The following is a 21595-nucleotide window of genomic DNA, read 5'->3' on the forward strand; positions in this document are numbered from 1 at the left end:
GGCGGAGACAACACATGACCCAGGTAAAAGTGAAAACAAGGCCCACGGGCGCAACGGCCGTTCTGGCAAGAATGGGCCAGCCGGACCTGACAACGCCAACCGGCGGCACGCTTGGCGTCACCACCAGCGCTTCCGATCCGGGCTTCAATCCGATTGATCTGCTTTATTCATCGCTGGCGGCCTGCATGGTGCTGAGCGCGCGCATCGCAGCCAGCAAGCTCGGCATCCTCGACAGGTTTGAGAACGTGACGGCTGAAGTAACCGGCGAGAAGGCGAAGACGGAACCGTCCCGCATCGAGACCTTCCATATCGCGCTTGATATAAAAGGTAATTTTAATGACGAAGAGCGTCAGGCCATCGGCCATATGGCGGAAGATATCTGCACCGTCAGCAACACGCTGCGTGATGCTGTGTCCTTTGACCTGACAGTTAAAGCATAATCGTCTCTGCTTATGATTTTGGTGCGTGAGCGGCCTTTTGCCACTTGCGCACAAGACGGTCTCTCTTGAGGCGCGACAGTTTCTGCAGCCAGAAAATACCATCAAGCTGATCGATTTCATGCTGGATGCAGATGGCATGAAATCCCTCTGCGTCCTCTTCGTGAAATGCCCCGGTGATATCCTGACAACGTACGCGCACGGCCGCTGGCCGTTCCACTTCCTCCGTATAGCCGGGCATGGAGACACTGCCTTCGGTGTGGCGCATGGTGTGAGCGGACTGCGACAGGATTTCCGGGTTGATGTAATTTCTGACGCCGTCCTGTGGCGACAGTTCCAGCACGAACACCCGCTGAAATACACCGATATGGGCAGCCGTTATGCCAACGCCGGGTGCGGCGCGCATGGTGTCGAGCAAGTCGACGCATAGCGTTTTTACCGCATCGTCAAACACCGTCACCGGCTGGCAAGGTGTAGAAAGCCCGGCATGCGGGTAGGTCAGAATGGGCCTGATTGCCACTGTATGCTCCGGTTTTGCGCCTGATGAAACCCAGAAGGCGTCAGGCTTGCGGTGTCATGTTTGCGATGTCATGCGAGGTTCCAGAGGTGGCATAGGCGACCACAGTCAGTTCCTTACCAACAGCTGATAATTCCACAAAGGTTCTTTGTGTGCGGTCATCACGTTTTGTCACGGCAAGGAAGCGGCCAGACATGGCGGTGATTTCCCGCAACACCAGCGCATGGGCAATGCCGAGCTTTTTCGACAGGCTGCGGCTGTCGGAACCGATCCCAACGTGAATAGCGCACAGAAGTGCGGCCCCGGTGGTGTCCAAACCATCCGGGGCCGTTTCCACGATCTTTTCCACCATCGCCATGAAGCGTTCGGCAGAAGTATGTTCAGACATTATGCAGCCTCGGTATCAGCCTCGATGCGCAGACGAACCGACACCAGCACCGACTTGGAGGTTGGGGTGAAGCTGCCTTCGCCGTAGCTGTGCAGTGGCACAAGCACGTTCAGTTCCGGGTAATAACCGGCAATGCTGCCTTCTGGAATGTTGTAAGGCACAAGGCGGAAGTTTTCGGCAATTCGCTCAATGCCATCGCCATATTCACCGACAACATCAACGCGCTGCTTGGCCTTCGCGCCCAGCTTCTCCATGTCCTTCGGGTTCATGAACACGACCTGGCGTTCACCGTAAACGCCACGGTAACGGTCATCCATGCCGTAGATGGTGGTGTTGTACTGGTCATGGCTGCGGAATGTCTGCAGCACGAAGATGCCTTCTTCGCCAAGCGCCTGCTGGTGCTCGGTCTTTGCCGGCAATTCGCCGGTAAAGAAGGTTGCCTTCTTGGCTGGTGTGTTCCACTCGCGCTCTGCTGCGGCGTTGCGCAGGTGGAAACCACGCGGCACGCGCACGCGCTCATTGTAGTTCTCAAAGCCCGGCAGAACACGCTCGATCATGTCACGGATCAGGTCGTAATCTTCGGCCATGGCGCGCCAGTTGACATGGGCGTTGCCAAGCGTCGCTTCGGCAATGCCGGCAACGATTGCAATTTCCGACTTCAACTCTGGCGAGGCTGGTGTGTTGATGCCGCCGGAGCCGTGAACCATACTCATGGAATCTTCCACGGTGATGATCTGTGAGACGCCCTTGGAGTTGCGGTCGATTTCCGTGCGGCCAAGGCACGGCAGAACGTAGGAGACCTGACCCGGCACCAGATGCGAATGGTTGAGCTTGGTGGCGATGTTGACCGTCAGCCGTTGCTTTTCAAACGCCTTGATGATCAGCGGGCTGTCCGGTGTGGCGCGCAGGAAGTTGCCGCCCAGCGCGATGAAGGTTTCGGCAGTGCCGTCCAACATGGCGCTAATGGCTTCAACCGTGTTGTGGCCACGATTGCGCGGCATTGGCACGCCCAGTTCCTTCTCAAGCGCGTCGAGCAGCGCAGGTGGTGCCTTTTCGTCGATACCAACTGTGCGGTCGCCCTGCACGTTGGAGTGTCCGCGCACCGGGCAAAGGCCCGCACCGGGACGACCGATATTGCCGCGCAGCAGCATGAAGTTGGTAATTTCGCGGATGGTGATGACAGAATGTTTGTGCTGAGTAATGCCCATCGCCCAGGTGGCGATAACGGCATTCGACGTCATATAGATGTTTGCGGCTTCTTCGATCTGCTCGCGGGTCAGGCCAGACTGGTCGAGAATGGCATCCCAGCTAGTTGCATCCACGGCGGCACGGTAGGCGTCAAACTCGACAGCGTGTACAGCGATGAAGTCGTAATCGATAATGGCGGGCTGACCAGCGGCGCGTGCTGCGTCATCGGCGGCAAAAATCACCTTGCTCATGCCGCGAACGGCAGCCATGTCGCCGCCCTGGCGTGGCTGGTAATAGTTGGTGGCGATCTTGGCGCTGCCGCCGGTGATCATCTCAACCTTGTCCTGCGGGTCGGTAAAGCGCTCAAGGCCCTTTTCGCGGATCGGGTTGAAGACAACGATGCGGGCACCTCGTAGCGCCGCGCGGCGCAGGTCACCCAGCATGCGCGGGTGGTTGGTACCGGGGTTCTGGCCAATGCAGAAAATCGCATCGGCATGTTCGAAGTCTTCCAGCAGAACTGTGCCCTTGCCAACGCCGACGGAAGCCTTCAGGCCAACGCCACTGGCCTCATGGCACATGTTGGAACAGTCAGGGAAATTGTTGGTGCCGTAGAGACGAACCATCAGCTGATACAGGAAAGCTGCCTCGTTGGAGGCGCGACCGGATGTGTAGAATTCGGCGCGGTTGGCGTCCGGAAGGCTTTTCAGCACCGAGCCAATTTCGGCAAAGGCTTCGTCCCAGGACACGGCAACATATTTGTCGGTGGCGCGGTCATAACGCATCGGGTTGGTGAGGCGGCCTTGAAGCTCAAGATCGTAGTCGCTCCAGCCACGCAGTTCAGTGACGGTGTGTTTGGCGAAAAAGTCGGGCGGGACGCGCTTTTCAGTTGCTTCCCATGCCACGGCCTTCACGCCGTTTTCGCAGAATTCGAAGGAGGAACCGTGCTCCGGGTCACCCCAGGCGCAGCCTGGACAGTCAAAGCCATCGGGCTGGTTGGCTTTGAGAAGGGTACGGGCGCCGGATATTGGTGCGCCGGATTCCAGCAGTCTCTTGCCAACACTTTTCAACGCGCCCCAGCCGCCAGCTGCGGAGGATGCCTTGCCGATGAAATCCATCTTGCCCATGAACGTGGTCTTTCCCAAACAATTATTCTTTAGCTCTTAGTTTTTTCGCATGTCGTTATCGCAAAACCGCTGAACACTTTTGCGCGACATGCTTCAGCGCAATTCCTGCGCCTTCTGGTCGCATTGCCTCATTAGCAATGTCTTGTTGTATTCTCCAGATTCCCCCCTGTGTACCATATGTCAACTTGTATCTTAGTCTGAGTTTTTCAACTCTTGGTCATCGGCGTCGCGATTTCGTCGCAGGAATCTGTTTAAAGCGGTTGTTTATGACCGTATGATATTGTCTCTCCGATTAAATTTTCCTTGGCATCCATCTTGCCTGATCGTTGACAATGCGGTTTTAAGAGCCATTCTCCAGCCAGCCCGTAATTCGGGACATTCACGTAAAACAGGGGGCGCCAATGACTGATGTTGACGACGATCGTCACGAGCCTCTGGATGTGACACCTTCCAATAAAGCCTCTGACATTTATTCGGATGACGGTTCTATTCGCTCCGACTTTTTGACCATGGTTGGTGCAGCAATCGCCGATCGTGACCTGCTGTTCCTGCGTAAAAATGTCGCAAGGCTGCACGAGTCCGAATTGGGCGATCTACTCGAATCAATCCTGCCGGAACAGCGCCATGCGCTTGTTCGGTTGCTGGGTGACGACTTCGACATGACCGCCTTGACGGAGGTCGATGAGGCCATTCGTCTGGATATCGTCGAGCAGATGCCGAATGAGCAGATTGCTGCCGGTATCGGTGAACTGGATTCGGATGACGCGGTCTACATTCTGGAAGACCTTGACCACGCGGACCGCGAAGAAATTCTCGCCAAGCTGACGTTTACCGAGCGTGTCAGGCTTCGCCGTGCGCTGGATTATCCGGAAAGCTCCGCCGGTCGTCGTATGCAGACCGAGTTCGTGGCCGTGCCGCCATTCTGGACGGTTGGGCAAACGATTGATTACATGCGCGAGGAAGAGGAACTTCCCGAAAGCTTCACCCAGATTTTCGTGATCGACCCGACTTTCAAGCTGGTTGGCGCGCTTGATCTCGACAAGCTGCTGCGGTCTAAGCGGCAGGTGAAGGTCGAAACGATCATGCATGAAACCAACCACCCGATTGCGGCGGAGATGGACCAGGAAGAAGCGGCGCAGCTGTTTGAGCAGTACGACCTTCTATCCGCTGCCGTGGTGGATGAAAACGGCCGTCTGGTCGGCGTGCTGACGATCGATGACGTGGTTGACGTTATCCAGGAAGAGGCGGAAGAAGACTTGCTGCGCCTTGGTGGTGTCGGTGACGAAGAACTGTCTGACTCCGTTGCCAGTACGTCCCGCTCACGTATGCCGTGGCTTGCCGTCAACCTGTTTACCGCCTCCATGGCGGCATCCGTCATCGGCCTGTTTGACGCGACCATTGAAGAGATCGTAGCGCTTGCCATTCTGATGCCGATCGTGGCGGGTATGGGCGGTAATGCCGGTTCGCAGACAATGACGGTGTCGGTGCGGGCGCTTGCCACCAAAAACCTCGATATTCACAATGCCAGACGTATTATCCGTCGTGAGGCGGGCGTTGGTATTCTCAATGGCCTGCTGTTTGGCTGTACCATCGGTACGTTGGCTGCCCTTTGGTTCCACGATATCCAAATCGGTGGAATTCTGGCCGCAGCCATGATGATCAACATGTTTGCGGCGGCACTTGCCGGAATCCTCATTCCGATCGTGCTGGACCGGTTTGGCGCCGACCCTGCGGTGTCTTCAGCGGTCTTTGTGACCGCGGTGACGGATATTGTCGGCTTCTTCTCGTTTCTGGGGCTGGCCGCCTGGTGGTACGGAATACATTAGCGACGGTCGCGTGCAGGGGGGTATTCGCGCAATTAAAGGTTTTAAGCCCTTGTTTTTGCAAGGGCTGGTATTCTAGTGCTTAAGGCGAGACATGGCGACTATGTTAGGTGAGGATCAATTGTAAAATTGACTTTTACGTTAAGGTCAATATACTCAATTGCCTGACATGAAGCGGATCGGCACGTGAATAAATATTATAGCATCACAGAGCTTACACGGGAATTTGGTGTTTCGACAAGAACGCTGCGTTTTTACGAAGACGAGGGGCTCATTCATCCTGAACGTCGTGGTCGCACCAGATTGTTCAGAATGGCCGACCGCAGGCTTATTCAGGAAATTCTCAGAGGCCGTCGTATCGGCTTCACCATCGCAGAAATTCGCGAGATCATTCAGGTCTACAAAGAGCCGCCGGGCGAGTCCGGCCAACTCGAGATGCTGATGAAAAAGGTTGATGAGAAGCGCAATGAGCTTCGCCAGAAGCGCAAGGACATTGAAGAGACGCTGGCGGAACTCGACAATGTCGAAGAAGCCTGTCTGACCCGCCTTGCGGAAATTGGTGTCGGCACCTGACCGTTTCGAAATTCGGATAGTGTGAAGCCGCTGTTTGTCACAGCGGCTTTTTTATTGCTGTACTTCCTGGGCGCACATAAATGAGATGTCGCCCATCTTTACCTGTTCCTGCTCGTTGACCTTGTTGGCCATCATATTGTCGAAGATACCTTCGGCCTGTAGCTTTTCCAGCTTGCAGCCACAGAAGCTTTCACAAATCTCAGTGCCGTTTTCGCTGTTGACGCATGAGCGCATGCAGAGGTTCTTGTATTGCTCTACCGTGTCGACCGGTGGGGGCGGTGCAACTAGCGATGCGAGATAAACAATACCAACCAGAATGGGCTGGTGGATCAGGTAAAAGGCAAGGCTGTGTTTGCCGGCAAGGGCCAGCGGATTGCGCGGATGGCTTGGGGTGCGAAAACGATCAAGCCAGCCAGCGGGCAGGGCGATTTTTGCAGCGCTGAGGCCGAGCAGAAACGGCGCAAGCCACGGCAGCAGCGGCACATAGTCATTGGAGCGTGGCATGACAGGCGAAAGACCGACCCATAGCAGCCATGGCGTGCTGAAAATATCCGCCGTCAGATAAAACGGTGCGGCAAGTGCAGCCGCGGCAACGGCAAGGGTGACGACGACAGGCAGTCGCAAAAACAGCAGGCCAACAAGGCTCGCGGCGGCAATATTATGCAATATGCCGAAAAAGATCATGCCATCTGGCGTCGCAATGGCCGTTGCGACGGTGATTACCACGGCAGCAGCAGCGATCATGGCAAAGCGTTTGCGGAAAGACGGCCAGTTTATGCCTTTGGAGTGGGCAAGATACAGGCTGAAACCGGCCAGAAACAGGAAGCTGCTGGCAATGCCGCGCGCATAGATCTTCCAGAGGCCTTGGGTCGCGGTGCCCGGCTCGAGATAACCGAACAGCTCCAGATCCCACGTGAAGTGGTAGGATGCCATGGCAATCAGGGCGATACCGCGCAATGTATCGAGTGCGCCGATCCGGCCTTTCGGGGCTGGTGGCGTTGTCCCGGTGATCGCTTCGGTCATTCTCTCATCCCTGATTTTGTCATTCTGCAAAGATTATCGCAACGCCTTCAAAGTGAGGCAATTTCAAGGCTGTTCATCTTCCATGATCGCCAGACGTGCTTCGGAGAAAAATTGACGGCGCGTCAGCACCACGATGATGAAGAGCGTGCCGCCAATGAACACGTAAGGACCGATGAACCAGCCGAGGTAACCGATCGACAGGAAAATGGTGCGTAGACCATCATTGAAGTTCTTGGCGGCGATGATGTTCATGCGGATGACGTTTTCGGCTGCCTGTTCTGCTGCGCGCCGGTCACCCAGACTGTCCTCGACCATCGGAATGGCGCCAAACAGAATGGTGCAATAGTTGAACAGGCGGTAGGACCAGCCAAATTTGAAAAAGGCATAACCGAAGATGGTCGTCAGTCCGATGACCTTCAGTTCAAAGGCCGTGCGTCCGGCATAATGCACAAAGGGCATGTCCTTGAACACGGATTCAACCTGATCTGTCGCGCCCAGAAGCGCAAAACAGCCACCAATCGCAAAGATCGAGGTCGAGGCAAAAAAGGCGGTGCCATTCTGCAGGCCGGCCATGATCTGCGTGTCGATCATTTTCAGGTCACGGCGCAGCGAATTGTAGATCCATTTGCGGCGGCGCTCGGCCATGGCCTGATTGAGGCTGAGGCGCGCAAAACGCGGCTTGCCTGATGTCAGCCAGGCGTAACTGCTCCAGGAGAGGATGAAGATTACAAAAGCCGTATAGTCGATAATTGTCATGATGTTGTGAGACCGCCAATCGAATCCGTGCCGCTTCAGACCGGGCGATAATGGCCGCATGCGGTCCGTCAGGCAATGTGCTGACATCATCTATCTCAACGGACTGAAAAAACGGTTTCTATTTCGTCGGTGAGATGGTTCGCGATAAAAATTGCAAAAAACGACAAAGTTTTTTCGAATGTGAGTCGCTTGCTAACTCTCCGGTAAGAATGTCTGGTTAATTGTAGTCGTGCAGACGGCGAGACCGTCAGTCCGGCTCCGGAAAAGGTATTGCGTACCGGTCGCCGTTGCCTCTGTTTGAGGTGTTTTCAGGAGGCGTGCAAGCTTGATGGCTCGCGCGCTTTTTGATTTTTATCTACTCCCAGATATCATTGACACGCGCCCAGCCTGATCCTAGATTTTGGTTGTCCGGACCTTTTGCTGCTGGCCTTCAGTTTCCTTGCGGTTTGTAATGGTGCAAACCGGGGAAATGACAGCAGGCAGACAAACCGGAGTGTTGAGCATGATCGACCGGGGGACGCCTCCTATCTACGAATCGTCCCTTTTCATGACTTGATGCAATGGCCCTGCGCCTACGCGCATTGGGGTCCGGACATAATTTCATACATTGCAGAGCGGATTTTTATGACGCACCAAAATCGAACGGTTCTTGTGCTGGGTGGTGCGCGTTCCGGCAAATCTTCCTTCTCCGAAAAACTGGTTCTAGCAAGCGGCCTCGACGCCCATTATGTGGCGACCGGGCGGGCCTGGGATGATGAAATGCGAGCGCGCATTCGTGAGCACCAATCCCGGCGTGGCGCTGTCTGGACCAGCCATGAGGAGCCGGTTGATCTGGTAGGGTTGCTGCAGAAGATCGATGATCCCAAACGGATCATTCTCATTGATTGCCTGACATTGTGGGTCACAAACCTGATGATGGACAATAGGGATATGCCCGCCGAATTCGAGGCTCTTTGCCGTCACATTGCGGTGGCAAAGGCGCAGCTGGTGTTTGTGTCCAATGAAGTTGGGCTTGGCATCGTGCCTGACAATCGCATGGCGCGTGAATTTCGTGACCATGCCGGCCGTCTGCATCAGAATGTGGCCGAAGTTGCCAATGAAGTTTATTTCATCGCGGCTGGATTACCCCTTAAAATGAAGGGGTAAGGGCTGGTTCCTCATATTTTGAATCGGGTACTTAAGTTTTTGCTTCAATGCGTCTGCTCGTTTTCCAGTTCTTCGAGAAGACAGTCGCTTTCAAAGGCTATGTGTCGACGCGTTGCCTCAAAAAAACCGCGCAGCATGTAGCCGACCGCTTCCATGTTGACCGGATTGCCCGAGCCGACCTTCAGCAGGGCATCGGTCAGTTCCTCTGCAAAACATTCATCCTCGAAATGCTCAAAGCGCAGACGTTCCAGCGTTTCAGAACGAGCCCGCTGACCGGTGCGGTGTTCGATCCAGGGAAACAGTACGGTTTCCTCATAATGGTGGGCGCCGCGGATAACGGGTCCAAGCGCCTTGGCGGCATAGATGCATTTTTGCCGGTTGACGTTGGAGGGCAGGGAATCTGCGATCTCCTCGAGTTCCCGGCACAGTGCCAGCTGTTCCGTGTGCGCCCGGCGCAGCCAGTCCAGTTTGGGGAAATCCTTTTCCGCCCGCGATAACGGGGTGATGGTTTCCTGTTCAGGTCGCCCTGAAAGATTGCCTTTCTGTGCCATGGTCATGACCTCGTTCTTGCCCTTCAAGCGCAAGACTGGCTGCGCTGCCACGCCTGTCGTGCGGCATGATGTCCCGAAGGACGCATCCAGTTGCGAAAATGCCGCTATTTCCAGTTCGTTTCTATTTCTCCCACAGTCTGCCGCGTCCGCCTTGATTTGGATCAAGGTAAGTTTGGCCCGCGAATGGCACTTCTCCACATGACGCGACATGCCGCACGACTCTGCACAGGGCAGATGTCTGGCCGCGTCGGATCAGCCAGGACGTTGGGGGAAACCAACAATGAACTACACTTTGGAATTCGTGATAGTGGCTCTGGGAGCCTTTATTGCGTTGCTAGGGGCGGCATTCGCCCATGATAATCAGTTTGCATCCCATATGTGGGTGCTGTTTTTCGTGCTGCTCATCGGCGCGGTCGTGTTGCTGCGACGCACATCCTTTGCGCCGATCGATGCCGCCGCCAAGCAGCGTCAGCAGTCGGAGTATTTCGATGAAGTCATCAAATACGGTGTCATTGCCACCGTGTTCTGGGGCGTAGTCGGTTTCCTCGTCGGTCTGATCGTTGCGCTTCAGCTGGCATTTCCCGACCTGAATATTGAGCCATGGTTCAATTTCGGTCGTGTACGCCCGCTGCACACCTCGGCGGTTATCTTTGCCTTTGGTGGTAACGCGCTTATCGCGACGTCTTTCCATGTGGTTCAGCGCACATCGCGTGCACGCCTGTTTGGCGGTAACCTCGGCTGGTTCGTTTTCTGGGGCTACAACCTGTTCATCGTCATGGCCGCCACCGGCTACCTTCTCGGCATTACGCAGGGCAAAGAGTATGCCGAGCCGGAATGGTACGTCGATATCTGGCTGACAATTGTCTGGGTCTGTTATCTCATTGCGTTTCTGGGCACGATCCTGAAGCGCAAGGAACCCCACATTTACGTGGCCAACTGGTTCTACCTCGGCTTCATTGTCACCATCGCCATGTTGCATATCGTCAACAATCTGGCGGTGCCCGTGTCGTTCCTCGGTGTCAAAAGCTACTCGGCCTTCTCGGGCGTGCAGGATGCGTTGACGCAGTGGTGGTACGGCCATAACGCCGTGGGCTTTTTCCTGACCGCCGGCTTCTTGGGCATGATGTATTATTACATTCCCAAGCAGGTTAACCGTCCGGTCTATTCCTACCGCCTGTCGATCATCCACTTCTGGGCCCTGATCTTCATGTATATCTGGGCTGGTCCGCACCACCTGCACTATACGGCGCTACCGGACTGGGCGCAGACACTGGGCATGGTGTTCTCTGTCATGCTGTGGATGCCTTCGTGGGGTGGCATGATCAACGGTCTGATGACGCTGTCAGGCGCATGGGACAAGATCCGTACCGATCCGGTCGTTCGCATGATGGTTATGGCGGTTGCCTTCTACGGCATGGCAACATTTGAAGGTCCGGTCATGTCGATCAAGGCCGTCAACTCGCTCAGCCACTATACTGACTGGACCATTGGTCACGTTCACTCCGGCGCGCTTGGCTGGAACGGCATGATCACCTTCGGTGCCCTTTATTACATGGTGCCAAAGCTGTGGAACCGCGATCGTCTGTACAGCCTGCAACTGGTCAACTGGCACTTCTGGCTGGCCACATTGGGTATCGTTGTCTACGCCGCTGCCATGTGGGTTGCCGGTATCCAGCAGGCTCTGATGTGGCGCGAATATGATGCGCAGGGCTTCCTGGTTTACTCGTTCGCAGAATCTGTAGCGGCCATGTTCCCCTACTATCTGCTGCGTGCCGGTGGCGGTCTGCTGTTCCTCAGCGGTGCAATCATCATGGCCTACAACATTACCAGAACCATTCTCGGCCATCAGCGCCAAGAGGGTGTTCGCCAGGATGCCGCGCCTGCGCTGCAACCGGCTGAGTAAGGAGTTTGACGATGTCTATTCTTGATAAACACGGCGTCATCGAGCGTAATGCAACATTGCTTCTGGTGGGATCACTCGTTGTGGTCTCCATCGGCGGTATCGTTGAAATCGCACCGCTTTTCTACCTCGAAAACACCATTGAAAAGGTGGAGGGCATGCGGCCTTACTCGCCGCTCGAGCTGGCCGGACGCAACATCTACATTCGTGAAGGGTGCTACACCTGCCACAGCCAGATGATCCGTCCGTTCCGCGACGAGGTCGAGCGTTACGGTCACTACAGCCTTGCCGCTGAATCGATGTACGACCATCCGTTCCAGTGGGGTTCCAAGCGCACCGGGCCAGATCTGGCCCGCGTCGGTGACCGTTATTCAAACGAATGGCATGTGCAGCATCTGGTCGAGCCACGCTCTGTCGTGCCGGAATCGGTGATGCCCAGCTATTCCTTCCTGAAGGAAACACCGCTCAAGATCACCGACGTTTCAATGGAGCTCAAGGCCAACCGTGCCGTGGGCGTTCCATACAGTGACGAGATGATCGAAAACGCCGCTGCCGATCTTGCCGCCCAGGCTGATCCGAATGCGGACACTTCAGGTATCGAAGCGCGCTATCCCAAGGCAAAGCTCGGTGACTTCGACGGCGACCCTGCCAAGCTGACGGAAATGGATGCTCTGGTTGCCTATCTGCAAATGCTCGGCACGCTGGTCGATTTCTCGACCTACGACGATGCCGCTGGCTACCGCTAAGGAGAGATGACATGGAAACCTACACAGCCATGCGTCACTTCGCGGACAGTTGGGGCTTGCTGGCCATGATACTGTTCTTTCTTGCGGTCGTCCTCTTCACATTGCGTCCCGGCGGCGGAAAGCAGGCCAAGGACGCAGCCAATATTCCTCTCAAGGAGGACTAGGATATGTCGGAAAAACACATTGACGAAATAAGTGGCGTGGAAACCACCGGTCACGAATGGGACGGTATTCGTGAGTTGAACAACCCCATGCCACGTTGGTGGGTATGGTGCTTTTACCTGACGATCATCTGGGCAATCGGTTACACGATTGCCTATCCGGCATGGCCTTTGTTGACTGAAAACACCAAGGGTCTGCTTGGCTGGAGCAGCCGCGCTGACTATGCCGGCGAAATGGTGGAAGCCAAGACGGCGCAGAGCGTCTATCTCGACAAGATTGCCGCATCGTCGCTGGCCGACATTCGGGCCGACAATGAGCTGCTGCAGTTTGCCGTTGCCGGCGGTTCTGCCGCGTTCAAGGTCAACTGCATCCAGTGCCATGGTTCGGGTGCTTCGGGTGGCGCAGGCTTCCCCAACCTCAACGACGACGACTGGCTGTGGGGCGGTAGCGCCGACGACATCTACACAACGATTACCCATGGTATTCGTTTTGCCGATGATGACGATACACGCCTGTCGGAAATGCCGGCCTATTCCGACATGCTGCAGTCGCAGGAAATCAAGCAGGTTGCGGCCTATGTCGTCAGCCTGACCGGCACCCCGCGTGATGCCAGCATGGTTGAACCGGGCAAGCAGATCTTTGCCGACAACTGTGCTTCGTGTCACGGGGAAGATGCCAAGGGCAACCGCGAGTTTGGCGCACCAAACCTTGCTGATGCCATCTGGCTGAAGGTTGAGGGCGAAGACGGCATTGCCGCACAGGTCCGCGCACCAAAGCATGGCGTGATGCCTGCCTGGGGCGAGCGCCTTGGCGACGCCACCGTCAAGCAGCTGGCACTGTTCGTGCACTCGCTGGGTGGTGGTGAATAACCACCCGTCCAGACAATGACAAAAGGGCCGCTTTCGCGGCCCTTTTTTAGTTTGCGGTCCAGACGGCCAGTTCGTAACCGTCCAGATCCCTGAAATGGAAACGGCGACCACCGGGAAACTCGAAAATATACTCGACAATGGTGCCGCCAGCTTTTTTGATAGCTTCCAGCGTTGGTTCCAGATTATCGGCGTAAAGAATGACCAATGCGCCACCGTCCGCCTTGACCGGTGCCGTTGTGGTAAAACCGCCCGTCATGTTGCCATCGGAAAACTCGCAATATTGCGGGCCGTAATCCTTGAACTGCCAGCCGAATACGGTGCCATAAAAGGCCTTGGACGCTTCGATGTCACTGACGTTGAATTCGACGTAATTGATGGTGTTGTTTTTACCGGCCACGGCAGGTCTCCAATCAGGTTGTTTCCAGTAATTTTTTTAGCGTTATCAGATCCTTGTAGACGAGTTCCGCATCATTTTTAAAGTCGTCATCACTCATGCCGGGCAACTGCAGGACGGTAAAGGCGATTTCGCAGCAGTCGCCGTTTGGCGTAACCCTGAGGGCATTATAGACTTCCAGGCCATCCGGCATGGTGACGACATGGTCGATAACGCCGAGATCATTTGGTTTTGCGAATCGCACCGTGACATCACCGAGTGGCCCGGAAGCAATCCAATCGTCACCCTGCGGCGTAAGGCCGCTGGCCAGGCCCGCTGCCCATAATGGCATTTTTGAATGATCGGACGCGAACGCATAAACGGCTGTCCATGGGCGGTTAATCGTCAAATGCACGATCTTTGCGGTCATACTATCGGTCATTGCGGTCTCCTTGCTGCGGGGCGACGTTCAAACCTGCCACATGCGCCACTTTGTCCATGCTTGACTTAAGTCAAGGATGAAACGGCTGCGAAATGAGAAAAGGCAAATACAGAAATCTGGATATTGCCCCATGAACCTCTACAACGCCGAGCAGGATAGCAGTCGGCCCGCGAATGTCGAACAGCTTGACGCTTTACCTGTCAATTCCGCCAAAATTCGCCAGCCACTGTATGAAGCCCGCAAGAAGATCTTTCCGAAACGGGTTGAGGGGCAATTTCGCCGTTTCAAATGGATCGTGATGCTGATCACGCTCGGCATCTATTATCTGACGCCATGGATCCGCTGGGACCGTGGTGCCTATGCACCGGATCAAGCTGTTCTGATCGATATTGCCAATCGCCGGTTCTACTTCTTCTTCATCGAGATATGGCCGCAGGAATTCTTTTATGTGGCTGGCCTGCTGGTCATGGCCGGATTCGGGCTGTTCCTCATCACGTCGGCAGTTGGGCGTGCATGGTGCGGTTACACCTGTCCCCAGACCGTCTGGGTCGACCTCTTTCTGGTGGTCGAGCGGGCGGTCGAAGGTGACAGAAATGCCCGCATGAAGCTGGATGCTGCGCCCTGGAGCTTTGACAAGATCCGCAAGCGCCTGCTCAAACATTCGATCTGGCTTGTCATCGGTGTTGCGACCGGTGGTGCCTGGATTTTCTATTTTGCCGATGCGCCAACACTTGCGATGGAGTTCATGACGGGCCAAGCCGCCATGGTCGCCTATTCGACCGTCGCTACGCTGACTGCCACCACCTATATTTTCGGTGGCCTGATGCGCGAGCAGGTCTGCACCTACATGTGCCCGTGGCCACGTATTCAGGCTGCAATGCTCGACGAACATTCGCTTGTGGTGACCTATAATGACTGGCGCGGTGAACCACGCTCACGCCATTCGAAAAAGCTGATTGCCGCCGGGGAACCGGTGGGAGATTGTGTGGACTGCAATGCCTGTGTTGCCGTCTGTCCCATGGGCATCGATATCAGGGACGGGCAGCAGCTGGAATGCATTACCTGCGCATTGTGCATCGATGCCTGTGACAGCGTCATGGACAAGATTGGCAAGCCTCGCGGGCTGATCGCCTATGCGACACTCAGCGAATATGAAGCCAATATGGAGCTGGCAACCGGCAACAGCACGCATCCGATCAAGCCATCGAATATTCGTGATCAGGATGGCAAGTTCGTGGATGCCATCAGGCACTTCAACTGGCGTATCATCTTCCGGCTGCGGACCCTTCTTTACATGGGCATCTGGTCGGCTGTCGGTCTGGCCATGCTGTTTGCGCTGGCGACCCGTGATCGTCTGTCGGTCAACGTGCTGCATGACAGAAACCCGCAATATGTGTTGGAATCGGATGGTTCGATCCGTAACGGCTACACGGTCCGTCTGTTGAACATGGTGCCGCAGCCACGCCAGATCACGCTGTCGATCGAAGGCGTGCCGGAAGCGGTCATGAAGATCAACGGTGTGCAGGATGCGCCATCGCGCTCCTTTACCGTTATGGTCGAGCCGGACGAAGTCACGACGCTGAAAGTGTTTGTGACGCTGCCGGGCAAGGCGATCACTTCAACCTCAGAAGACTTCGATTTCATTGCGATTGACAATGAAATTCACGAAACTGCCCATTACAAGGCCGTCTTTATTGCTCCGGGAGCTAAAAAATGAGTGCTGAACAACAAAAACAACAGGGTTTCGTTTTTACCGGCTGGCATATGCTTGCAATCATGGTTCTGTTTTTCGGAACTATCATCTCGGTCAACGTCACCATGGCCTGGAATGCGGTGACCAGCTGGAGCGGTCTTGTCGTGCCCAATACCTATGTGGCAAGCCAGCAGTTCAACGGCAAGGCGGCGGCTGCCAAGGCGCGTGCTGCCTCCGGTATCATCGGCAAGCTTGAGGTCAAGAACGATATTGCCCGCTACGAGATTTCGCATCCTGAACGCGGTGCCATCGATACCGACAGCGTGACCTTGCATTTCCGCCGTCCGGTCGGTGAAAAACAGAATTTCGACATGGAACTGCAAAAGGCGGAAACCGGTGTATTCTCTGGCCAGCATGACATTCCCGGCGGTCACTGGATCGTTGAGGCGATTGCCATGAAAGACGGCAAGGTCATCGTGCATGAGGGTGAACGCATTGCTGTAGCGGGAGACGTGCAATGAGCTGCTGTGCACCGGGTACAGAAAGCGCGCTGGAGCAGGCCGGTTTCAACCGAACCCTGCCTTCATCGGAAGAGTTGTTCCTGGCAAGCCGGGACCTGGGGCAGGGGCTGCGCCAGACCGATCTCGGCGTTCCCGGTGTTTATTGTGGTGCCTGCATCACGACCGTCGAAGGCGCTTTGAAAAAGTTGGCCGAGGTTGAAAAGGCACGCGTCAACCTGTCTTCAAAGCGTGTTTCCATCGTCTGGAAGGAAGAAATTGACGGCGTGAAGACCGATCCGGTCATTCTAGCGCAGGCGGTGGCCTCGACCGGATATGAAACGCATCTGTTCACATCGCTGCAAGACAGTTCTGATGAGCTGCGCAACCAGTTGATCCGCGCGGTTGGCCTTTGCGGTTTTGCAGCCGTCAACATCATGCTGTTGTCGATTTCTGTCTGGTCGGGTGCCGATGCCTCGACCCGCGACATGTTCCACTGGATTTCGGGGCTGATTGCGGCCCCGGCGCTGATTTATGGCGGCCGTTTTTTCTACCAGTCGGCCTATAATGCCTTGAAGCATGGCCGCACCAATATGGACGTGCCGATTGCACTGGCCATCACGCTTTCCTATTCGGTGTCGGTCTGGGAGACCATTCACAGCGGCGCACACGCCTGGTTTGACGCTACCGTATCGCTGCTGTTCTTCCTGCTGATTGGCCGCACGCTGGACCACGTCATGCGCGACCGGGCGCGCTCGGCCGTTGCCGGGCTTGCACGCCTGTCACCGCGTGGTGCCACGGTGCTGATGCAGGATGGTTCGCGTGAATATCTTCCAGTGACGGATATCGTGCCGGGCCATTACATTGCCATTGCTGCCGGCGACCGCGTGCCGGTTGATGGCCGTATCCTCAGCGGTACCAGCGATCTCGATGTGTCTATCGTCAATGGCGAAAGCGCGCCTTTGACAGTCCGTCAGGGTGACGCGGTGCAGGCCGGTACGCTTAATCTGACCGGTGCACTGGTAATCGAGGCAACCGCGCTGGCACGGGATTCGTTCCTGTCGGAAATCATCGGCCTGATGGAGGCTGCCGAAGGTGGTCGGGCGCGTTATCGCCGTCTGGCTGACCGGGCTGCCCAATATTATTCGCCGGTCGTGCATTTGCTGGCGCTGACGGCCTTTTTTGGTTGGGGCGTGTTCGGCGGCGACTGGAAACAGGCCATGCTGATTGCCATTGCCGTTCTGATCATCACATGCCCTTGTGCGCTTGGTCTTGCGGTGCCGGTCGTGCAGGTGGTTGCGGCTGGTCGGCTGTTCAAACATGGCATCATGGTCAAGGATGGTTCGGCGATGGAGCGCCTTGCCGAAGCAGATATGGTTTTGTTCGACAAGACCGGTACGCTGACACTTGGTCGGCCACAGTTGGTCAATGCCAGTGAGATTACACCTTCGCTGATGAAGACCGCCGCCGGCATTGCCGTCAATTCGCGGCACCCGCTGTCGCAGGCTTTGGCCCGCTCGGTGGATGGCCCGTTGCCGGTGTTTGCCGGTGGTCGTGAAATTCCCGGTGCCGGTGTTGAGGTGGAAACCGCTGATGGTCTCTATCGTCTCGGCAGCAGACGTTTTGCGCTGCCTGACACGACAGGTGATTCGAACAGTGACTTTGCATCGTCTGAAGTGGTGCTGTCGCTCGATGGCCGTGAACTGGCGCAGTTCCGCTTTGAGGATACCGTTCGTCCTGGCGCGGCGGAAGCCGTTTCGAGACTGCTTGGCGATCACATGCAAAGCGAAATTGTCTCAGGCGATCGTCCGGCAGCGGTTGAAACACTGGCGCGGCGGATCGGAATCACGCAGTGGAATGCTGGACTTGCTCCAGCCGAGAAAGCCGCCCGCTGCACCGAGCTTGCCGAACAGGGCCGGAAGGTGCTGATGGTGGGCGATGGCATCAACGATGCCCCGGCACTTGCCGCAGCCCATGTGTCGATTGCGCCGGCAACGGCGGCGGATATTGGCCGACAGGCCGCAGATTTCGTGTTTATGCAGGACAATCTGAGTGCGGTGCCGTTTGCGGTCGAGGCATCGCGCAAGGCCGGACGGCTGATCCGCGAGAACTTTGCACTGGCCATCGGCTACAACATCATTGCGGTACCAATTGCGCTTGCCGGTTACGCCACGCCGATGATTGCCGCCATTGCCATGTCGACCTCATCTATTATCGTGGTAGCCAACGCATTACGTCTTAACAGCCTTGCAAATACTGCACAGGCCGATATTGCCAGCAGCAATCGCAATATCAAAACGGACGATGCTAATGGCGCGGAAAAAGGAGCGCGTTTCGCATGAACATGCTTTCGTTTCTTATTCCAGTTGCCTTGTTTCTCGGCGGTTTGGGACTTTTCGCGTTTCTCTGGTCGCTGAAAAGCGGCCAGTATGAAGACATGGATGGGGCCGGTTGGCGGGCGCTGGATGACGGAGACGACCACCCGGCGAAGTAAAATTTGCCTGCCTTATTTGAACGCAAAGATGATTTTCGTCATCAAAATATAATCGTTTCGTTCATGTCCAGCCTTGCCGTTTTCCATTTACAGTGCCACAACATGCGCCATTGAACGAAAGATGGAGGCACATCCGTGGAACAGGCAGAAATCGGTTTGATCGGTCTCGGTGTCATGGGCTCTAACCTTGCCCTGAACATTGCAGAAAAGGGCAACAAGATTGCCGTATTCAACCGCACCCCGGAGGCAACACGAAAATTTTACGCTGAAGCCGGCGAATTGCAGGGCCAGATCATTCCTTGCGAAACAATCGAGGAATTCGTCGCTGCTATTCGTCCGCCGCGTCCGATCATCATCATGATCAAGGCCGGTGACCCGGTCGATCAGCAGATGGAAATCCTGAAGCCGCATCTGGCCAATGGCGACATCATGATCGATGCCGGTAACGCCAATTTCCGTGATACGATTCGCCGCTTCGACACCCTGAAAGACACTGACCTGACCTTTATCGGCATGGGCGTGTCCGGTGGTGAAGAAGGCGCACGTCATGGTCCTTCGATCATGGTTGGCGGCACGGAAGACAGCTGGAAGCGCGTTGAGAAGGTTCTGACCTCGATCTCCGCCAAGTACAATGATGATCCGTGCGTTGCATGGCTCGGCAATGATGGCGCAGGCCACTTCGTCAAGACCATCCACAATGGCATTGAATATGCCGACATGCAGATGATTGCCGAAATCTACGGCATCCTGCGCGATGGCCTCAAGATGAGTGCAGCTGAAATCGCTGACGTGTTCGCGACCTGGAACAAGGGCCGCCTGAACTCCTACCTCATCGAAATCACTGAAAAAGTGCTGCGCGCAGCAGACCCGATCACCGGCACGCCGATGGTAGACCTTATCCTCGATAAGGCTGGCCAGAAGGGTACTGGCAAGTGGTCGGTTATCGAAGCGCAGAACATGGGTGTTGCTGCCACGGCTATCGAAGCTGCTGTTGCTGCGCGTATCCTGTCGTCGCAGAAGGACGAGCGCGTTGCAGCCGAGAAGATTTTCGGCCTGCCGGACGTTCTGCCAGCACCTGCTGACAAAAAGGCGTTCATCGCTGATCTGGAAAGCGCGCTTCTGGCCGCCAAGATCGGTGCTTACGCGCAGGGCTTTGCCATCATGTCTGCGGCGTCCAAGGAGTTCAACTGGAACCTGCCAATGCCAACCATCGCCCGTATTTGGCGCGCAGGTTGCATCATTCGTTCACAGTTCCTCGATGAAATCACATCGGCCTTCACCAAGGATCCTGATGTTGCAAACCTCATCGTGACACCTGCCTTCGCGCAGATGGTCAAGGACACCGACAAGTCGCTGCGTTCGGTTGTATCCTATGCAACGCTGTCTGGTCTGCCGGTTCCGGCACTGGCATCGGCGCTTGGTTACTTCGACGCTTACCGTCGTGGCCGCGGCAGCGCAAACCTCATCCAGGCACAGCGCGACTTCTTCGGCGCACATGGCTTTGAGCGCACCGACGGCGTGGATAAGCCCCATGGCCCATGGGGCAGCGGTGCTGACATATTCTAATATGATTTCTCCTGGGTGCGATTATCGCTTCCAGGAGAACGACCTGTTGGAAAATCGAGCTTAGATAGAAAAATGGCCCGCTTGTCGGGCCATTTTTATTGCGATTTTGAAGATGTTGAACTGTCGCGGTTTCAGTCTGGGAAAGCGCGCGACCAAACCGGTTTGCTGAGACTTTGCAGCTGGGCCGGTGGATTGCCGGCAATGCTGGCCAGAACCGCTTTGGCAAGCTCGCGGCCCGCCTCACGCACATCTTCATTGATGGTGTAGATTTCCGGACGTATCCAGTTCAGGAACTCGGCGGATTGTTTTGAAATCATGTCGAAGTCGACACCGAGCTTTTTGCCGGCTGCTTCAAAACCCGCAATCAGCGCGATGGTGGAGCTGCCGCTGATCGAGATGAAACCATCCGGCGGGGTGGCTGAGCGCATTAGCTGTTCGCCGTGGTTGCGGGTTTCCTCAAGATTGGTTTCGATGGTCACGTGATCCATCGGCACTTCGCTGATGCCGAAGTCCTTGATTGCTCGCTCAAATCCGCCCCGCGCATGATCGTGGAACGACAGTTTTTTTGGTGGCAACAGGATGGAGATGCGTTTGCGACCCTTTTCGACCAGCTTCTTGACGGCTTCGTAAGCGAAAGCCTCGTTGTCGAAGTCGTGGTAGGGGTGAACGATATTCATGTCCGTTCTGCCGTGGGTGGAAAAGGGCATCTTGCGGTCTGTCAGCAAGCGCACGCGCTCATCCTTCGGCTCGATACGCGAAATGATCACGCCATCGGCAGAGCCGGTGTCAAGAATGTAACGGATCGGTCCCATCGGGTCCTTGCTGTGGGAATGCGGCATGACCACCAGATGATATTGTGTTCCCGCCAGCACTTCAGAAATGCCGAACACCATCTGGCTGGTGAAACCCATCAGCTCTTCTTCGATGCTGAGCACCAGAGCGATTACGTTGGTTTTGCCGGTTCTGAGGCGAACGCCGGCACGGTTTGGCTGGTAGCCGATCTGATCGGCAATAAGACGAACACGTTCCTTGGTATCGGCGCCAATATCCGGCGCGTCTTTCAGCGCTCGCGACACGGTGGTTATACCGAGGCCGGTCATCTGGGCGATGGTTTTGAGAGTGGGTCTCTCATTTGGCGCCAGTGTGATAGCTGCCGGTGGTGTCACGCTGTCGTTCATTTGGAATCAGTGGCCGTAGAGGTATTGAATGAGAGTGAAGCCATGAAGCCGGTTCCAGTAGAGAACGCGGAGCAAGGCGCGACGTATTTCCATGCCTGTTATCACGCACTGCCAAGCCTCATTTCAGACGTATGGCATTCGGGCAAACC

The 21595-nt window shown here is 55.8% G+C and carries 22 protein-coding genes; 13 read left to right on the forward strand and 9 right to left on the reverse strand.

Going from position 1 to position 21595, the window contains the following annotated elements; translation table 11 throughout:
• The first annotated feature begins 14 nt into the window (after nucleotides 1-14).
• Nucleotides 15-440, forward strand: coding sequence for an OsmC family protein (locus IB237_RS11210; protein WP_192488692.1), 426 nt, complete (start codon nucleotides 15-17; stop codon nucleotides 438-440).
• Between the two features lie 10 nt (nucleotides 441-450).
• On the opposite strand, the gene IB237_RS11215 is transcribed toward IB237_RS11210, so the two are convergent.
• From IB237_RS11215 to IB237_RS11225, 3 genes are read right to left on the reverse strand one after another with little or no spacing between them, the layout of a single operon-like run.
• Complete coding sequence (locus IB237_RS11215) at nucleotides 451-957, reverse strand: peptide deformylase (RefSeq protein WP_192488693.1); 507 nt, start codon at nucleotides 955-957, stop codon at nucleotides 451-453.
• Between the two features lie 40 nt (nucleotides 958-997).
• Nucleotides 998-1342, reverse strand: coding sequence for a hypothetical protein (locus IB237_RS11220; protein ID WP_192488694.1), 345 nt, complete (start codon nucleotides 1340-1342; stop codon nucleotides 998-1000).
• Nucleotides 1342-3654 carry an FdhF/YdeP family oxidoreductase gene (locus tag IB237_RS11225; RefSeq protein WP_192488695.1) on the reverse strand — a complete coding sequence of 771 codons (2313 nt, stop codon included), beginning with the start codon at nucleotides 3652-3654 and terminating at the stop codon, nucleotides 1342-1344. The genes IB237_RS11220 and IB237_RS11225 overlap by 1 nt, the downstream gene beginning before the upstream one ends.
• A gap of 401 nt (nucleotides 3655-4055) precedes the next feature.
• Here IB237_RS11225 and mgtE point away from each other — a divergent pair, with 401 nt between their 5' ends.
• Both mgtE and IB237_RS11235 read left to right on the forward strand, forming a co-directional pair.
• On the forward strand, nucleotides 4056-5480 hold the full coding sequence (gene mgtE, locus IB237_RS11230; protein ID WP_192488696.1) for a magnesium transporter: 1425 nt from the start codon (nucleotides 4056-4058) through the stop codon (nucleotides 5478-5480).
• A gap of 183 nt (nucleotides 5481-5663) precedes the next feature.
• On the forward strand, nucleotides 5664-6050 hold the full coding sequence (locus IB237_RS11235) for a MerR family DNA-binding transcriptional regulator (RefSeq protein WP_192488697.1): 387 nt from the start codon (nucleotides 5664-5666) through the stop codon (nucleotides 6048-6050).
• 51 nt (nucleotides 6051-6101) lie between these two features.
• On the opposite strand, the gene IB237_RS11240 is transcribed toward IB237_RS11235, so the two are convergent.
• On the reverse strand, nucleotides 6102-7073 hold the full coding sequence (locus tag IB237_RS11240) for a DUF1624 domain-containing protein (RefSeq protein WP_192488698.1): 972 nt from the start codon (nucleotides 7071-7073) through the stop codon (nucleotides 6102-6104).
• A 63-nt stretch (nucleotides 7074-7136) separates the two neighbouring features.
• The gene (locus IB237_RS11245) at nucleotides 7137-7829 is read right to left on the reverse strand and encodes a DUF599 domain-containing protein (RefSeq protein WP_192488699.1); all 693 of its coding nucleotides are present in this window, start codon (nucleotides 7827-7829) and stop codon (nucleotides 7137-7139) included.
• Nucleotides 7830-8453: 624 nt separating this feature from the next.
• Here IB237_RS11245 and cobU point away from each other — a divergent pair.
• A complete protein-coding gene (cobU, locus tag IB237_RS11250) occupies nucleotides 8454-8975 on the forward strand; it encodes a bifunctional adenosylcobinamide kinase/adenosylcobinamide-phosphate guanylyltransferase (RefSeq protein WP_192488700.1) in 522 nt (173 codons plus the stop codon).
• Between the two features lie 44 nt (nucleotides 8976-9019).
• Here cobU and IB237_RS11255 read toward each other — a convergent pair whose 3' ends face one another.
• Nucleotides 9020-9736, reverse strand: coding sequence for a hemerythrin domain-containing protein (locus IB237_RS11255; protein WP_246787797.1), 717 nt, complete (start codon nucleotides 9734-9736; stop codon nucleotides 9020-9022).
• A gap of 70 nt (nucleotides 9737-9806) precedes the next feature.
• On the opposite strand from IB237_RS11255, the gene ccoN reads away from it, so the two are divergent.
• The 4 genes from ccoN to ccoP are packed head-to-tail and all read left to right on the forward strand — an operon-like array spanning nucleotide 9807 to nucleotide 13203.
• Nucleotides 9807-11429, forward strand: a complete 1623-nt coding sequence (ccoN, locus tag IB237_RS11260) for a cytochrome-c oxidase, cbb3-type subunit I (RefSeq protein ID WP_192488701.1) — start codon at nucleotides 9807-9809, stop codon at nucleotides 11427-11429.
• A gap of 11 nt (nucleotides 11430-11440) precedes the next feature.
• Nucleotides 11441-12172 (forward strand): cytochrome-c oxidase, cbb3-type subunit II, encoded by a 732-nt coding sequence (gene ccoO / locus IB237_RS11265; RefSeq protein ID WP_192488702.1) that lies wholly within the window; start codon nucleotides 11441-11443, stop codon nucleotides 12170-12172.
• Between the two features lie 11 nt (nucleotides 12173-12183).
• Nucleotides 12184-12336 (forward strand): cbb3-type cytochrome c oxidase subunit 3, encoded by a 153-nt coding sequence (locus tag IB237_RS11270; RefSeq protein ID WP_192488703.1) that lies wholly within the window; start codon nucleotides 12184-12186, stop codon nucleotides 12334-12336.
• 3 nt (nucleotides 12337-12339) lie between these two features.
• Nucleotides 12340-13203 carry a cytochrome-c oxidase, cbb3-type subunit III gene (gene ccoP / locus IB237_RS11275; protein WP_192488704.1) on the forward strand — a complete coding sequence of 288 codons (864 nt, stop codon included), beginning with the start codon at nucleotides 12340-12342 and terminating at the stop codon, nucleotides 13201-13203.
• Between the two features lie 46 nt (nucleotides 13204-13249).
• Here the strand turns inward: ccoP and IB237_RS11280 are convergent, their stop codons facing one another.
• Both IB237_RS11280 and IB237_RS11285 read right to left on the reverse strand, forming a co-directional pair.
• A complete protein-coding gene (locus IB237_RS11280; RefSeq protein WP_192488705.1) occupies nucleotides 13250-13600 on the reverse strand; it encodes a VOC family protein in 351 nt (116 codons plus the stop codon).
• A 13-nt stretch (nucleotides 13601-13613) separates the two neighbouring features.
• Nucleotides 13614-14018: an SRPBCC family protein gene (locus tag IB237_RS11285; protein ID WP_192488706.1), complete on the reverse strand. Its 405-nt coding sequence runs from the start codon at nucleotides 14016-14018 to the stop codon at nucleotides 13614-13616.
• 130 nt (nucleotides 14019-14148) lie between these two features.
• Between IB237_RS11285 and ccoG the strand changes: the two genes are divergently transcribed.
• From ccoG to gndA, 5 genes are all read left to right on the forward strand, one after another.
• Nucleotides 14149-15735, forward strand: coding sequence for a cytochrome c oxidase accessory protein CcoG (gene ccoG, locus IB237_RS11290; protein ID WP_192488707.1), 1587 nt, complete (start codon nucleotides 14149-14151; stop codon nucleotides 15733-15735).
• Nucleotides 15732-16232 (forward strand): FixH family protein, encoded by a 501-nt coding sequence (locus IB237_RS11295; protein WP_192488708.1) that lies wholly within the window; start codon nucleotides 15732-15734, stop codon nucleotides 16230-16232. The genes ccoG and IB237_RS11295 overlap by 4 nt, the downstream gene beginning before the upstream one ends.
• A complete protein-coding gene (locus tag IB237_RS11300; RefSeq protein ID WP_192488709.1) occupies nucleotides 16229-18550 on the forward strand; it encodes a cation-translocating P-type ATPase in 2322 nt (773 codons plus the stop codon). Before IB237_RS11295 ends, IB237_RS11300 begins: the two co-directional genes overlap by 4 nt.
• Entirely contained in the window at nucleotides 18547-18702 is a 156-nt protein-coding gene (ccoS, locus tag IB237_RS11305) for a cbb3-type cytochrome oxidase assembly protein CcoS (RefSeq protein WP_192488710.1), read from the forward strand. The genes IB237_RS11300 and ccoS overlap by 4 nt, the downstream gene beginning before the upstream one ends.
• 135 nt (nucleotides 18703-18837) lie before the next feature.
• The gene (gene gndA, locus IB237_RS11310) at nucleotides 18838-20268 is read left to right on the forward strand and encodes an NADP-dependent phosphogluconate dehydrogenase (protein ID WP_192488711.1); all 1431 of its coding nucleotides are present in this window, start codon (nucleotides 18838-18840) and stop codon (nucleotides 20266-20268) included.
• A gap of 131 nt (nucleotides 20269-20399) precedes the next feature.
• Here gndA and IB237_RS11315 read toward each other — a convergent pair whose 3' ends face one another.
• The gene (locus tag IB237_RS11315) at nucleotides 20400-21446 is read right to left on the reverse strand and encodes a LacI family transcriptional regulator (RefSeq protein WP_192488712.1); all 1047 of its coding nucleotides are present in this window, start codon (nucleotides 21444-21446) and stop codon (nucleotides 20400-20402) included.
• Nucleotides 21447-21595: the final 149 nt, after the last annotated feature.

Origin of the sequence: Agrobacterium sp. AGB01, from assembly GCF_014851585.1 — a bacterium.
Lineage (GTDB): Bacteria > Pseudomonadota > Alphaproteobacteria > Rhizobiales > Rhizobiaceae > Agrobacterium.